Below are 14,018 nucleotides of genomic sequence, written 5' to 3'. Positions count from 1 at the left end.
GCGTTTACGCCACACCTAGAAATACCAAAGCCGAGACCTGGCAGTCTCGGCTTTGGATACCACGAACAAGCTGTCGCTCTCGTGGGACGAAGAGTAGCTCCCCATCCTGTAGCCAGGTCACCATATTGGGAGTCGATCTCGGAGTCGAGTTGGGCGAGGTGTTTATCCAAAGCGCAACAATGTGCGCAGAAAGAATATGCCGTATGACATCGACCAAGATCATCACCATTGCAAAACTGGTGGAGTATGCATTCGCGTCTCCTCAGCGACGTGCCTCAATAATTGAGAACGCGTTGACGCCGCCAGTCTTCATCCTTGACACCAAATATCCTGAAATCGAGAAGGCTGCCTGCCACTTTCTAGCTTCGCATTGCAGCAGCGATGTTCGCCTCGTAGAGCTTGATGAGCAGTTCAAGAGGCAAGAAGTTCACACGAACCACCAGGAGGATCGGATTTTCAACGCACACGATGCCATTGCCCACACACGAGAAATGAAATGGCCCACGGAGGCTGAACTTCAACTGACACCGAATCTTCCGAAGGATTTCGAGATTGAGGGTATCTCTGTTCGCGTCAAGCCAAATGTCGTGGCAATACAAGCCAAGAAAGGCTTAAAAGAGCGATCAATAGGTGTTGTGAAACCGTACTATAGCAGATCCTTCCCTCTGCACTCCGGGACAGACGCTGAACGTGGCGTGCTATTCGCCACAGCTATTCACTGGTATGTGGAACAACAGCTTGACCATCTAGGCGCGGCGGATCCTGGCATATGCTTTGTAGGTGATGTGTTTTCGCGAAGGGTTCACTTTGGCGCACCACGCTTCACTCAGCGAAGAAAGCAACTTACATCGATCGCTCAAGAGATTGCGGATCGGTGGGAACCAATTCGTTTGAGGAAGCTCAGCATATTGGAGAAAGTGGCAACTCGACGCAGTTGACAATAAGCTGGAGAGTGGCCGCCAGTTCCGCCACTCTCCAAGCCCCTCTCGGGGCGAACTATCCTCTTCCCTTGTGGGAGAGGAACCGGTGCGGCACGCTCGACGCCTCCCTCTCCCCTGGTGGGAGAGGTTACAAGATCACGATCTTAGCGCAGCTAAGTCGTAGATCTTGTTGGTGAGGGGGTCGGACCGCAGAGACCAACAACAGCTCCCTCCACCAAGTTCGCCGCTCAATCGGCTTCGCCTCTTGGGGCGAACTATCTTCTCCCACAGGGGGAGAGGAGCCAGTGTGGCACCCTCCACGCTCTCCCTCTCCCGCCTCTCTCCTTCGTCATCCTCGGGCTTGACCCGAGGATCCAAAACCAAGCATTTTCGCTGCAGGGATGGATTTGTCCAACCCCCCTGCACGGGTAACCATCTGATTTGGTTGCCTGTCCCTGGATCCTCGGGTCAAGCCCGAGGATGACGAAAGAAAAAACTCAGTCCCCGCTCATCCCCCTCCCCCAAACCTGTGCCTACACTTCCCCCGTCCCGCCGCGGATACACCAGGAGGCGTCCTGGCGAGGCGGGGCCGGCGCTGGTGGTGAGGAAACGACGTAAGTCCTCATCATCGGGGTCCGCGGAAAATGGTCTCCCTCCGGCGAGACGGGGGAAGCAGATGGTTCCGGACCGACCACCTGCTTCTGATGCCCGAACAGCGCGCCGGGCGTGCCTGTGCGGCACACAGGGGGGTCGATGAGGATGGTGTCGCCGGACCTTCAAGTCCGACGAGATGCCGGGGCAAGCAGCCTCGGAACCCGGGAAACCGGCGGTCAAACACCTCCCCATTCGACCTTTGCAGAGAGACTGGAGTCGCGGACACAAATCGCCGAACGGGGTGCTGAGAGGTGCCACATAAACTAACTTTACGAGGCAGCTTTCAGCGCCCCGTCCGATTTGAAATTGTTCGTCTTCCTCGGGCGAACGCAGTGAGACCCGTGGATCGCCAAGGGGGAAGTGTGTCTTCTCGTCATCCTCGGGCTTGACCCGAGGACAAGAAAGGATTTCGTCTTGCTGAAAGAGAGCCGCTCATCGCATCTTCGTCGTTGCCACCAGCACACCGGCCATGAACGCGATGATAACGCTTGTCCAAACCAGCATCACCGGCAGCGTGAAGACGATCGGCAGCAGCAGCATGGCGACCGCAAAACCGGCATCGAAAGCAAGGTGGGCGGGCATGGTCAGGATCGGCCTCCACCCGAGCTCATAGTCAGTCAGGAGCGCATAGACGATCGCAAACAGACCGAGGGCCAGATAGGCGGCGAACCCCGGGCCCTCGGCACCGGAGACGAAGGCGAGCAGGACCATCCCCAAGCCGACGACGTAGTCGGCGATGTGATGGAGAAAGGTCGGCACGAACCTCATCGGCCGAGCCTTCGTCGCGGCAGGAGGCGCGTGGCGGCGATGAGAGCCAAGCCTACACCGGTGAGCACCAGTTTGGCGCCCGCGGCACTTATCGCCCCAACCGAGCCTGACGCTTCGTCACCGAAACGCCCTTCGCGTACGCCCTCGTCGAGATCGACGGGCTCGAACAGGTTGTCACGCCGCGACGGGGAGAGGGGTTGGTCGTCGAACTGCCCCTCATAGGCCTGGCTTGCTGCCAGCCGGTCGGTGAGGCCGGGCAGCGTCAGACCGCCGATGATGGTCTTGGCGGTCGGCATCCCGACCCAGAGTTCGCGCGGCGCGTTGATTGCGCCACGATAGATTTCCTCGGCGATCGCCTCCGGCGCGAAGACGGGCGCAACCGGCCGCGGAGCATGCTCCATCTTGCAGCGGGCCCAGCTGAACTGCGGCGTGTTGACCGCCGGCAGGTGGACCATGGTGAGCCGGATCGGCGAGCTGTCGTGAATGAGTTCGCTACGAAGCGAATCGATGAAGCCGCGGGTCGCGGCCTTTGCGCCGCAATAGGCGGCCTGCAGCGGGATGGACCGGTAGGCGAGTGCGGACCCGATGCAGACGATCGTGCCGTGGCCCTGCCTGCGCATGTGCTGGAGGGCCGCCATGGTGCCATGGACCTGCCCGAGATAGGTGACCTCCGTCACCCGCCTGAACTCGTCCGGCTCCACCTTGTCGGCGGGACCGAAGACCGTCACCATGGCATTGTTGATCCAGACATCGATCCGTCTCCAGGTGGCGACAACCTGGTCTGCGGCCTGCCGGACGGCCGCGGCATTGGCCACGTCGACGGGTATGGCGATTGCCTGTCCGCCGAGTGCCCTCACCTCTGCTGCGACGGCATCCAAGCGCTTTCGTCCTCGTGCCAGAATCGCCACCCGCCATCCGCGCCGGGCAAATTCCAGTGCGACGGCGCGACCCACGCCAGCCGACCCTCCGGTGATCACGACCGTGTTCCGCTCCGCCGAAATCTCCATCATCAGCCTCCTTTATGCAGCCGAAGGCTACAACGCCCAATGACACCAGATGTTCACCGGCAGCGGGCCAAGCCGGGGGCTGCCCCCGGCGCCAGGCGCGGCAGGATCGGAGATAAAAATGGCCGGCATCGGGTGCCCGATGCCGGCCTGAAGCGTCGCGATCTACGGAAGATTCTAGAACTTGTAGTTCACGCCGGCCTTGATCGCGTGGTCGCTCAGGTTGGTCTCGTTGGTCGAGGTGCCGTTGAAGCTGCGGACGTCGCCCGTGCGAGTGTAGTTGTACTCGACACGGCCGGAGATCTGGTCGTTGAACTTCTGCTCGACGCCTGCGCCCACCAGCCAGCCCGGCTTCCAGCCGTCAGGGCCTTCCGCCGTGGACGTGTCGCGCAGGCTGGTCATGGCTGCGCCGGCGGTACCGTAGATGAGCGTGTCGCCAAGCGGCGCGCCGACCTTGGCCTTTGCGGCAAGGCGGTAACGCTCCTTGAGCTCGCCACCGGGAACGTTCACTTCGGTATCGCCCATGTGGGAGAGTTCCAGTTCGCCGCCGACCACGGCGCCGCCCATTTCGGCATTGTAGCCGCCCTGGATGCCGCCCATGAATTCACTATCGCCGGAGAAGGGGCGGAGGTTATCAGAGCTCGTGCCGATATGCCCGCCGACATAGGCGCCGGTCCAGCCGCCGGACGATGCGACAGGCTCGCTGTAGGAAGGCGTCGGATCCGAATAGGTGAGGTCCGCGGCCAGGGCGGGGCTTGTGGCGAATGCGGCGACAAGCGCCAGCGCATAGGACTTTCTGGTCATGATCTACTCCATACACAGCCCGCGTGTTAACACGATGCGAGCGTTACTCAGGTTACACACACTGCGGCGGACGCGGCCGCCTCACAGCCCCGTCAGGCTGCGCCGCCGGCAGGTTCACACTGATTTTCATGAATTCTTAAACGGTCTATTAATGTCGCGCGCCCGGCAGGCGTTGTCGCGATCAACAACTGTAACAAGACCGAGAGCGCGGCCAAAGTGGCCGCGCCCGACGTTGCGTTCGGCGCGTCTGCAACCGCTACTGCAGGAAGCGCGGCACCGGCGCCGTAGCCTCGACGGAAATTCCGTTGACATGGTCGGGAGCAGCAGCTGCTTGGCCGGCATCGAGCCCGGTCGCCACGACGGAGACCCGAAACTTGCCGTCGAGCTCGCGGTCGAAGATCGCGCCGACGACGATATCGGCGTCGTCCATCACCTCGTCGCGGATCCGGCTTGCGGCCTCGTCCACCTCGAACAGGGTCATGTCGGAGCCGCCGGAAATCGAGATGAGCACGCCCTTGGCGCCCTTCATGGAGATCTCGTCGAGCAGCGGGTTGGCAATTGCCGCCTCGGCGGCGACGAGCGCGCGGCCGTCGCCAGAGGCTTCGCCGGTTCCCATCATCGCCCGGCCCATGCCCTTCATCACCGACTTCACGTCGGCGAAGTCGAGGTTGATCAGGCCCTCCTTGACGATCAGGTCGGTGATGCAGCCGACGCCGGAGAAGAGCACGCGGTCGGCGGTCATGAAGGCGTCGGCAAAGGTGGTCTTGGCGTCGGCGATCCGGAAGAGATTCTGGTTGGGGATGACGATCACTGTATCTGCGGCCCGGCGCAGTTCCTCGATGCCGGCCTCTGCCGTCTTCATGCGGCGGTTGCCCTCGAAGGTGAAGGGCTTGGTCACCACACCGACGGTGAGGATGCCGGCATTGCGGGCCGCCTGGGCAATCACCGGTGCTGCGCCGGTGCCGGTCCCGCCGCCCATGCCGGCCGTCACGAAGCACATGTGGCAGCCGGACAGGTGGTCCATGATCTCGTCGATCGACTCCTCAGCAGCGGCCCGGCCGATCTCCGGCAGCGAACCGGCACCCAGCCCCTCGGTGACGGCGGTGCCGAGCTGAATGCGACGTGTCGCCTTCGATGTCGCAAGGACCTGCGCATCGGTATTGGCCGCGATGAACTCGACGCCCTCCAGTTCCTCGACGATCATGTTGTTGATGGCGTTGCCGCCGCCGCCGCCAACACCGATCACCGCGATCTTGGGCCGCATTTCGGTGATCGTCTGTTTCTTGTCTTCCGGCATGGAGTGTCCCTTTGCGCCACAATTCCTAGTCGGCACCACCACCCGGAGCACCGAATCGATATGCACACTAAGACTGCAACAAGGCAGACGGTGGGCAAAAGGACAAGAGATCGCCCAGTTCCACAGGATCCGCCTCGGAAGGGTCAGGACCAAAAAAAGACCCTGCCTTGGGAGAGGCAGGGTCAGGACTGGAGGTCATTATCGTTCTTGTGGTGGCGGCAGGGGAAACGCCACCTCTTATTCTCAGTAGGTCCGGGCTTCGCGCTGCTCCTCGCGCCGGCGCCAGTAACGAAGGCGCATGCGGGGTGCGATCCGCTTCGCGATGAACGGCGCCACCACGAAGGAGAACACGATCCAGGCCGGCAGGAGGAACTTCATATATTCCGCCAGCGCAGGGATCGACAGAATGGCGATGGCACCGAAACCGAAAACCACCGCATTCACCATCATCGATGCGATGACGGTCAGATAGGTATTGGTCCTGATCGGTTCCATGGTCGGCCTCTTCAAGTCGTTCGACTGGAAAACCCGCGAAACGCAATAGGGTTCCACTTTTCCTTAACCGGACTGGGATAGGCTGCCGAAAATCCAATGGCATATCCGAGGCAGACGTGGCAGCACCCTCCTTTCGTTTCAAGCATTTCGACCTGAAGGGGCAGCGCGGCGGGACGGTGATCGAGGTCACCCTCAGCGCCGTCAACAACGTGCGGCTGATGACAGCCGGTAATTTCCAGCGCTTCAAGGAACTGCTCGACTTCAAGTATGTCGGCGGCGTGGCCAAGAAGTCGCCTATCCGCCTCGTGATACCCGAGGACGGTCATTGGCACCTGATCGTCGACATGGAAGGCCATCACGGTCTTGCGGAATGTTCCGTCAAGCTGACGCCGCCGGCAGCAGCCGCGACGCGCAGGGCCTCCTAGGGCTCGCCTCGCTCCTTGCGAAGCTTCGCCCACCAGTCCAGCCGCTTGCGGATCTCGCGTTCGAAGCCGCGCTCGGGCGGGTCGTAATAGACCTGTCTGCCCATCTTCTCCGGAAAGTAGTTCTGTCCCGAGAAGGCGTCCGGCTCGTCATGGTCGTAGCGATACCCCTGCCCGTAACCCTCGCCCTTCATCAGCTTGGTCGGCGCGTTGAGGATGGGCTTCGGCGGCAGCAGCGAACCATTTTCCTTCGCCGCCCGCATAGCCGCCTTGAAGGCCGTATAGACGCCGTTCGACTTGGGCGCCGTGGCGAGATAGACGCAGGCCTCCGCCAGCGCCAGTTCGCCCTCGGGTGAACCCAGATAGTCATAGGCATCCTTGGCCGCATTGCAGATCACCAGCGCCTGCGGATCAGCAAGGCCGATGTCCTCGACGGCCATGCGCACAAGCCGCCGCCCGAGATAGAGCGGGTCCTCGCCGGCATCGAACATCCGCGCCAGATAGTAGAGCGCGGCATCGGGGTCGGAGCCGCGGACGGACTTGTGCAGCGCGGAGATCAGGTTGTAGTGACCGTCCTGGCCCTTGTCGTAGACGGGGGCGCGCCGCTGGACGATCCGGGTCAGGCCTTCGGTGTCGAACACCTCGTCTGCCCGCGCTGCGCGCCAGACCTCCTCGGCGAGCGTCAGCACCGCCCGACCGTCACCATCCGCCATGCGCAGCAGGCTGCCACGGGCGTCGGGATCAAGCGGTAGCGGCTTTCCCTCCGCCTGTTCGGCCCGCTTCAGCAGTTCCTCGAGGCTCTCCTCGTCATGCGGCTGGAAGGTCAGGACACGGGCACGGGAGAGAAGCGCCGCGTTGAGCTCGAAACTCGGGTTCTCCGTCGTGGCGCCGACGAGGATGATGGTCCCGTCCTCCATGACGGGAAGAAAACTGTCCTGCTGGGCGCGGTTGAAGCGATGGATCTCGTCGACAAAGAGCAGCGTCTGGCGGCCTTCCATGCGTCGCATGCGCGCCGCTTCGAATACCTTCTTCAGGTCGGCCACACCGGAGAAGATGGCCGAGATCTGTTCGAAAGCGAGCCCCGCCTCCCCGGACAGCAGCCTTGCGACCGTCGTCTTGCCGGTCCCCGGTGGCCCCCAGAAGATCATCGAGCCGAGCGAACCGGAGGATATCATCCGCCGCAACACGCCATCCTCACCGGTCAGGTGGTTCTGCCCGGTGACTTCGCCCAGGGACTTCGGCCGCAGGCGATCGGCAAGCGGCCGGCGTCTCGCGACCTCCTCCGGAACCTGCGGCGCAAAGAGGTCGCCACTCATCGGAAGAACTGCCGGATCCGCTGACCGTCCCGCTCGATCTCGACACGCCAGAAGCCCGGATCGTCATCGAGCATGTCTTCCATGGCGCGGGTCGAAGGCACGGCAACGCCGTTCAGCGATACCACGATGTCACGCGGGCGGAAGCCGAGGCGGCTGCCCGGCGAGCCGCGGGCGACATCGACCACCACGACCCCGGTCTTCTCCGCCTCCATTCGCAGTTCCTGTGCCAGCCGCGGAGAGAGATTGGCAACACGCAGACCGGCAAACGGATTGCGGCCCTCCAGCAGCCGTTCGTCACGGGCAGGTGTTTCCGGTGCCGTATTGAGGGCGATGGAGATCTCGCGAACCCCGTTCGCGCGAACCGTCAGCGCAACTTCCTTGCCGAGTCCTGCGGTTGTCAGGCGGTAGCCGAGCGCATCGGGGTGCTCGACTTCGATCCCATTGACGGCGGTCACCACTTCGCCCGGCCTCAGCCCCGCTTTGTCGGCCGGACCGCCTTCCACCACTCCGACGACAAGCGCACCACGCGCTGCCTCCAGGCCAAGCGCCTCGGCGACGTCGGATGTCACCGGCTCGAAGCGTGCGCCGATATAGGGCCGCTCGAATGACTCGTCGCCCTTCTCGGCCGCGGCGAGGAATACCTTGACCAGATTGCCGGGGATGGCGAAGCCGATACCGTTCGAGCCGCCGCCGCGCGAGAAGATGGCGGTGTTGATGCCGATCAACTCGCCGTTCATGTTCATCAGCGCGCCCCCCGAATTACCGGGGTTGATCGAGGCATCGGTCTGGATGAAGAAGCCGAAATCTCCGGGCGTGACCTGGTTGCGCGCGAGCGCGGAGACGATGCCGCTCGTCACGGTCTGCCCGACGCCGAAGGGATTGCCGATCGCGAGCACCAGATCGCCCACCTCAACCGCATCGGAATCGCCGATCGGCAGGACAGGAAAATCGTCGCGTCCACTCACCTTCAGCACCGCGAGATCGAGGCTTTCGTCCTTGAGCAGTACTTCGGACGCAAACTCGCGGCCGTCGGCGAGCGCGATCCGGATATCATCGGCGCCCTGGATGACGTGATGATTGGTCACGACGAGCCCATTGTTCGATACGATGACCCCGGAGCCAAGCGACGATTGCTTCTCCGTGCGGTTTGGCATGCGCTGGCCGAAGAACTGCTCGAAGAAGGGATCGCCGGCGAATGGGTTCAGCCGCTGGACGACACGCTCGGCGTAGACATTCACCACAGCTCCGGCTGTCTGCTTGACCAGAGGCGCGAAGGACAGCTGGACTTCAGTCTGGCTCTTTGGCACCGCCTTCTCTGCCTGCGCATGGGCCGCGACGGGTTGAAGGAGCAGAAAGGCAGCAAAACAGGCCGACAGGCCCATCCGAATGGTCAGCATGTGATTCCTCGCTTCGAATTATCGTCCCGATTTGTAGCGCCGCAGGCTAGAAAGGAAAGGTGGCTGAACGAGGATAGGCGCCGCCGGCACGATGTCTGCGCCGCGAGGTGATGAGCCTGATGTGGGGCGCCGTCTGTCGCCTTGCGACTAGCCCGACAAGCAGAAGGCGGCGACTGCTGCGGCCAGCAATCCGCCCACACCGACGAAGGCGAGACTGCGCCGGCGGTCCTGGCGGGAAGACGCCCCGCCGGAATAATCGAAGCGCTCGTAGACCACGTTCTTCATCGGCAGACCGAGGTCGAGCAGCGTGTCGGAGACAGCGGAAACCATGCCGCCCGGACCGCACATCAGCGCGACGCAGCCCTTCGGGTCAAGCCCCTCGAGGAGCTCTCCAAGGCGGGCATGATCCAGGCGACCGACCGCCCCATCCCAGCCGGCTGGGCCTTCTTCGCTGATCAGCAGCGTCTTCAGGTCCAGTACGGCACCGGCGGCTGCAATCTCATCGAGACAGGCGAAGTTGGCCGGTGCCCCGACGGCATAGGCGACGCGCACCGGCCGTCTGTCGCGGCGCGCCACCATGTCGCGCAGGATGCCGACGATCGGCGCGATCCCGACCCCACCGGCAACCAGCAGGACCGCATCGCCGGGATGAGCCTCCAGCGCAAACTCGCCGTACGGCCCATCGATACCGATGGGCGTGCCGGGCTTCAGGCTGCCGATCTGGCTCGTGAAGTCCCCCACCTCCTTGATGATCAGGCTGATGCCCGGGCGGCTCGGACTGTCGGCGATGGAGAAGGGATGATCGAGCAATGGGAATCGCCTGTCGCCCTCCGTCATCCAGACGAACTGGCCAGCGTGATAAGCAAGTTGCGGCGTTCCCGGGTCAGGCTGGATATCCAGCTCCCACAGGCGGTCGGCGCGGCGGGTCACCGCCTTGAGGCGCCACGGGTTGCGGTGCAGTTTCAGCCAGCGGTAGCCGTAGAGGGTCGCAAGCACGATGATGATCACGCAAGCTACCCCTAGCCAGTAGACCCCGACCGGCCCCGTGGCGGCGAAGCGCCCGGTACTCACTGCATGGTGCAGCCCTCCCCCGATCGCTATCGCCCCGAGAACCAGATGCGTGCCCCTCCACAGCTCGTAGCGCCATGGGAGACGATTGCGCAACGCAGACGACAGGACCAGCATCACGAGCGCAATCCAGGCAACAACACCGCTTCGGTAATGTGGCAGGGTCAGATAGGCGGTGAGACGTTCCCGTCCGAAATGCTGGCCGTCGAGCCAGGTTGGCGTGACATAGAGGATGGGATGGAGAACGACAGCGAGCAGGATCCACCAGGCGGCCATCTTGTGAAAGGCCATGATCTTGTCGATGCCGAGCCGGCCGGAGACGACCTCGAAACGCCCCGAAGTGACGAACTGTACCGCCATGGCGGCGACCGCGCCCATGCCCAGCGCCGCCGCCAGCCTCTCCAGCGGATCCGCGGGTGCCACATGCGCGACCAGCGAAAGCGCGAGCGGCGTGGCGCAAAGCCCAACGTAGATCGCGGCAAGAATGCCTGCCGGCAGACGGGGAAGCCTTTGAGTGGACGAATGCGTCGCAGAAGGTATGGCTGGCGATACGGTGTCTGTCATCGGTTCCTCCTTCCGGCTCTTGTAGCAGCCGCCTACGCTGCGGAATTGATCTCGGTCATATGCAGGCAAGGCATGCTGGTCCACTGTGCTAGCATCGCCACGACATGCTACCGAGGAGGATCCCATGACGCCGCGAAGACTGGCGCAACTGTTCACTGTTGTTTCTGGCCTAGCAACACTTCTTGCATCGCTGTTCGCCAGCCTTCCTGCGCGGGCGGACGAGGAGGCCCCGGTCACCCGACTGATCGAGGAATGGCTCTCGTCACCGCATGGCAACTATCATTCGCGCTCCTTTACCTACTGGAACAAGGAAGGCGAGGTGCCGACGAACTGCGCCACCTGTCACTCGGAGACAGGTTTCCACGACTTCCTCGGCGTCGACGGCAGTGCCGCTGGGACAATCGACCGGGCGGGGGTGATCAACTCACCGATCGGCTGTGCCTCCTGTCATACCAGCCAGGCCCATGCGCTCGATTCCGTCCGGTTTCCCTCCGGCGTCGAGGTCACCGGCCTCGGCAACTCTGCCACCTGCACCGTCTGTCACCAGGGCCGTCAGTCCGGTGCAGCCGTGACCAAGGCGGTGGGGCAACTCCCGGAGGATGATGTCTCCGCCGATCTCACCTTCATCAATATCCACTATGCCGTTGCAGCCGCCACGATGCATGGCGCAGACACGGCGAGCGGCTATCACTATCCCGGGAAGACCTATGCCGGACGCTTCCAGCATGTACCGAGCGCCAACACCTGTGTCGCCTGTCACGACCCGCATACGACAAAGGTGGCGGAAGACAGCTGCATGAGCTGCCACCGCGGCGTCGGCAACACTCGCGACATCCGGACCCGGCATACCGACTTCGATGGCGATGGAAACATCCAGGAGGGTGTGCACGGCGAGATCGCCACCCTGCATGGAAAGCTCTACGAGGCGATCCAGACGTATGCCAAAGCGATCCTCTCCTCACCGTTTGGCTATGCCAAGGGCAGGAACCCCTACTTCTTCAGGGACACGAACGGTGACGGCGAGATCAGCGACGACGAGGCGGTGCGCGGCAACCAGTACAGGTCATGGACCCCTCGCCTCCTGAAAGCGGCCTACAACTATCAAGTCGTGAGCAAGGACCCCGCCGGTTATGTTCATAACCCCGCCTATCTGCTGCAGTTGCTGCACGACAGCCTGGAAAGCCTTTCATCAGCGGTCGAGGTCGACATGGCAGCCTTCCGCCGCCCGTGAGCTGTCACGAAAAGACCGCCTGCTTGATGCAGGCGGTCTTCAATGCTCGTCTTGGGGGTTGATGCTTATTCCGGCAGGATGCGGACAGCACCCTTGTCGGCGCTCGCCGCGAAGGCCGCATAGGCCTTCAGCGCCGTGGTGACATTGCGCCGCCGCGGGGCGACGGGTGTCCAGCCGGACTTGTCCTGCTCTGCACGGCGGTGCGCAAGTTCGGCATCGGAGACCGCAAGATTGATGGTGCGGTTGGGAATGTCGATCTCGATCATGTCGCCTTCCCGTACCAGGCCGATCGCTCCGCCCTGGGCAGCCTCAGGCGAGCAGTGGCCGATCGACAGGCCGGACGTACCACCGGAAAAGCGGCCGTCGGTCACCAGGGCGCAGGCCTTGCCGAGGCCCTTCGACTTCAGGTAGCTGGTCGGATAGAGCATTTCCTGCATGCCCGGCCCACCCTTCGGACCTTCATAGCGGATGACGACGACGTCTCCTGCCACCACCTCGTTGTTGAGGATCGCCTTGACGGAGGCATCCTGGCTCTCGAACACGCGCGCCGGACCGGTGAACTTGAGGATGGATTCATCCACGCCAGCCGTCTTCACGATGCAGCCGTTGAGCGCGATGTTTCCGTAAAGCACCGCCAGCCCGCCTTCCTCAGAGAACGGGTTCTTGACGGAGCGGATGACGCCATTGTCGCTATCGGTGTCCAGTTCATCCCAGCGCGAGGACTGAGAGAAGGCGACCTGCGTCGGGACCCCACCCGGTGCTGCCTTGAAGAAGTTCCGGACCGTCTCGCTGTTGGTGCGGGTGATATCCCAACGGTCGATCGCGTCGCCGAGCGTGGCTTCATGCACAGTGTAGCACTCGCGGTTGATGAGGCCGCCGCGTTCGAGTTCGCCAAGGATGCGCATGATGCCGCCGGCGCGGTGAACGTCCTCCATGTGAACGTCGCTCTTGGCGGGCGCAACCTTCGACAGGCATGGGACGCGGCGCGACAGCCGGTCGATGTCGTCCATGGTGAAATCGACGCCGCCTTCATAGGCGGCTGCGAGGATGTGCAGCACCGTATTGGTGGAACCGCCCATGGCGATGTCGAGCGTCATGGCGTTCTCGAAGGCTTCCTTGGTGGCGATGGAGCGCGGCAGAACGCTCTCGTCCTCCTGCTCGTAGTAGCGGCGGGCGAGATCGACGATCAGGTGCCCAGCCTCGACGAACAGGCGCTTGCGGTCGGAATGGGTGGCGAGCGTGGAGCCATTGCCCGGCAGCGAAAGGCCGAGCGCTTCCGTGAGGCAGTTCATCGAGTTGGCCGTGAACATGCCCGAGCACGAGCCGCACGTCGGACAGGCGGCCTGCTCGATCGCCTGAACATCGGCATCGGAAATCGAGTCGTCAGCCGCGGCGACCATTGCATCGACGAGATCGAGCGCGACCGTCTTGCCCTGCAGAACGACCTTGCCCGCCTCCATCGGTCCGCCGGAAACGAAGACTGCGGGGATATTGAGCCGCATCGCGGCGTTCAGCATGCCGGGGGTGATCTTGTCGCAGTTGGAAATGCAGACCATGGCATCGGCGCAGTGGGCGTTCACCATGTATTCGACGGAGTCGGCGATGATCTCGCGCGACGGCAGCGAATAGAGCATCCCGTCATGGCCCATGGCGATGCCGTCATCCACCGCGATGGTATTGAACTCCTTGGCAACCCCACCGGCCGCCTCGATCTCGCGGGCAACCAGTTGGCCAAGATCCTTGAGGTGCACGTGGCCGGGGACGAACTGCGTGAAGGAATTCACCACCGCGATGATCGGCTTGCCGAAATCACCGTCCTTCATGCCGGTCGCGCGCCACAGGCCGCGCGCACCAGCCATGTTGCGGCCGTGGGTCGTGGTTCTGGAACGGTAGGCGGGCATAGGTTCTCTTCCTCGGTCATGTTCTTGGAACGCATCTGGCACGGGCAGCACCCGGCAGCTTTGTCATTTTCCTACTCCAACACCCGAAAGGTGTCACTATCAGGGGAGCGGAAAACGGTACTCTGCGGTACGCCTCACGCGAATGTGCCTCTCGTTCTGTTGACTGACGCTGTGAAA

12 protein-coding genes are annotated in these 14,018 nt (G+C 62.9%); 3 read left to right on the top strand and 9 right to left on the bottom strand.

Going from position 1 to position 14,018, the window contains the following annotated elements:
* Positions 1-203 precede the first annotated feature (203 nt).
* The gene (locus NT26_RS07305) at positions 204-938 is read left to right on the top strand and encodes a hypothetical protein (protein ID WP_052638167.1); all 735 of its coding nucleotides are present in this window, start codon (positions 204-206) and stop codon (positions 936-938) included.
* A gap of 1,068 nt (positions 939-2,006) precedes the next feature.
* Here NT26_RS07305 and NT26_RS07300 read toward each other — a convergent pair.
* From NT26_RS07300 to NT26_RS07280, 5 genes are all read right to left on the bottom strand, one after another.
* A complete protein-coding gene (locus tag NT26_RS07300) occupies positions 2,007-2,342 on the bottom strand; it encodes a hypothetical protein (protein WP_052638166.1) in 336 nt (111 codons plus the stop codon).
* Complete coding sequence (locus tag NT26_RS07295) at positions 2,339-3,352, bottom strand: SDR family oxidoreductase (protein ID WP_244467676.1); 1,014 nt, start codon at positions 3,350-3,352, stop codon at positions 2,339-2,341. Before NT26_RS07295 ends, NT26_RS07300 begins: the two co-directional genes overlap by 4 nt.
* 171 nt (positions 3,353-3,523) lie before the next feature.
* A complete protein-coding gene (locus tag NT26_RS07290; protein WP_052638164.1) occupies positions 3,524-4,150 on the bottom strand; it encodes an outer membrane protein in 627 nt (208 codons plus the stop codon).
* Between the two features lie 256 nt (positions 4,151-4,406).
* A complete protein-coding gene (gene ftsZ, locus NT26_RS07285) occupies positions 4,407-5,447 on the bottom strand; it encodes a cell division protein FtsZ (RefSeq protein ID WP_052638163.1) in 1,041 nt (346 codons plus the stop codon).
* 243 nt (positions 5,448-5,690) lie between these two features.
* Positions 5,691-5,942, bottom strand: a complete 252-nt coding sequence (locus tag NT26_RS07280) for a hypothetical protein (RefSeq protein WP_065814583.1) — start codon at positions 5,940-5,942, stop codon at positions 5,691-5,693.
* A 116-nt stretch (positions 5,943-6,058) separates the two neighbouring features.
* Between NT26_RS07280 and NT26_RS07275 the strand changes: the two genes are divergently transcribed.
* The gene (locus NT26_RS07275; protein WP_052638162.1) at positions 6,059-6,367 is read left to right on the top strand and encodes a DUF1883 domain-containing protein; all 309 of its coding nucleotides are present in this window, start codon (positions 6,059-6,061) and stop codon (positions 6,365-6,367) included.
* Here NT26_RS07275 and NT26_RS07270 read toward each other — a convergent pair.
* From NT26_RS07270 to NT26_RS07260, 3 genes are all read right to left on the bottom strand, one after another.
* Positions 6,364-7,680 (bottom strand): replication-associated recombination protein A, encoded by a 1,317-nt coding sequence (locus NT26_RS07270; protein WP_052638161.1) that lies wholly within the window; start codon positions 7,678-7,680, stop codon positions 6,364-6,366. The two genes, NT26_RS07275 and NT26_RS07270, sit on opposite strands and share 4 nt — an antisense overlap.
* Positions 7,677-9,077, bottom strand: a complete 1,401-nt coding sequence (locus NT26_RS07265) for a DegQ family serine endoprotease (protein WP_052638160.1) — start codon at positions 9,075-9,077, stop codon at positions 7,677-7,679. The genes NT26_RS07270 and NT26_RS07265 overlap by 4 nt, the downstream gene beginning before the upstream one ends.
* A gap of 147 nt (positions 9,078-9,224) precedes the next feature.
* Positions 9,225-10,709, bottom strand: coding sequence for a ferredoxin reductase family protein (locus NT26_RS07260; protein WP_052638159.1), 1,485 nt, complete (start codon positions 10,707-10,709; stop codon positions 9,225-9,227).
* Positions 10,710-10,833: 124 nt separating this feature from the next.
* Between NT26_RS07260 and NT26_RS07255 the strand changes: the two genes are divergently transcribed.
* Positions 10,834-11,940, top strand: coding sequence for a cytochrome c3 family protein (locus tag NT26_RS07255; RefSeq protein WP_052638158.1), 1,107 nt, complete (start codon positions 10,834-10,836; stop codon positions 11,938-11,940).
* Positions 11,941-12,005: 65 nt separating this feature from the next.
* On the opposite strand, the gene ilvD is transcribed toward NT26_RS07255, so the two are convergent.
* Positions 12,006-13,841 (bottom strand): dihydroxy-acid dehydratase, encoded by a 1,836-nt coding sequence (gene ilvD, locus NT26_RS07250; RefSeq protein ID WP_052638157.1) that lies wholly within the window; start codon positions 13,839-13,841, stop codon positions 12,006-12,008.
* Positions 13,842-14,018: the final 177 nt, after the last annotated feature.

The organism is Pseudorhizobium banfieldiae (assembly GCF_000967425.1).
GTDB classification, from domain to species: domain Bacteria; phylum Pseudomonadota; class Alphaproteobacteria; order Rhizobiales; family Rhizobiaceae; genus Neorhizobium; species Neorhizobium banfieldiae.
This window is presented reverse-complemented; position numbering and strand designations above follow the sequence as displayed.

Excerpts from the sequence above, each read along its gene's own strand:
- NT26_RS07255 (WP_052638158.1), top strand. The coding sequence starts at position 10,834 with ATGACGCCGCGAAGACTGGCGCAACTGTTCACTGTTGTTTCTGGCCTA.
- NT26_RS07280 (WP_065814583.1), bottom strand. The coding sequence starts at position 5,942 with ATGGAACCGATCAGGACCAATACCTATCTGACCGTCATCGCATCGATG.
- NT26_RS07265 (WP_052638160.1), bottom strand. The coding sequence starts at position 9,077 with ATGCTGACCATTCGGATGGGCCTGTCGGCCTGTTTTGCTGCCTTTCTG.
- NT26_RS07295 (WP_244467676.1), bottom strand. The coding sequence starts at position 3,352 with ATGATGGAGATTTCGGCGGAGCGGAACACGGTCGTGATCACCGGAGGG.
- ilvD (WP_052638157.1), bottom strand. The coding sequence starts at position 13,841 with ATGCCCGCCTACCGTTCCAGAACCACGACCCACGGCCGCAACATGGCT.
- NT26_RS07270 (WP_052638161.1), bottom strand. The coding sequence starts at position 7,680 with ATGAGTGGCGACCTCTTTGCGCCGCAGGTTCCGGAGGAGGTCGCGAGA.
- NT26_RS07300 (WP_052638166.1), bottom strand. The coding sequence starts at position 2,342 with ATGAGGTTCGTGCCGACCTTTCTCCATCACATCGCCGACTACGTCGTC.
- NT26_RS07305 (WP_052638167.1), top strand. The coding sequence starts at position 204 with ATGACATCGACCAAGATCATCACCATTGCAAAACTGGTGGAGTATGCA.
- NT26_RS07290 (WP_052638164.1), bottom strand. The coding sequence starts at position 4,150 with ATGACCAGAAAGTCCTATGCGCTGGCGCTTGTCGCCGCATTCGCCACA.
- ftsZ (WP_052638163.1), bottom strand. The coding sequence starts at position 5,447 with ATGCCGGAAGACAAGAAACAGACGATCACCGAAATGCGGCCCAAGATC.
- NT26_RS07260 (WP_052638159.1), bottom strand. The coding sequence starts at position 10,709 with ATGACAGACACCGTATCGCCAGCCATACCTTCTGCGACGCATTCGTCC.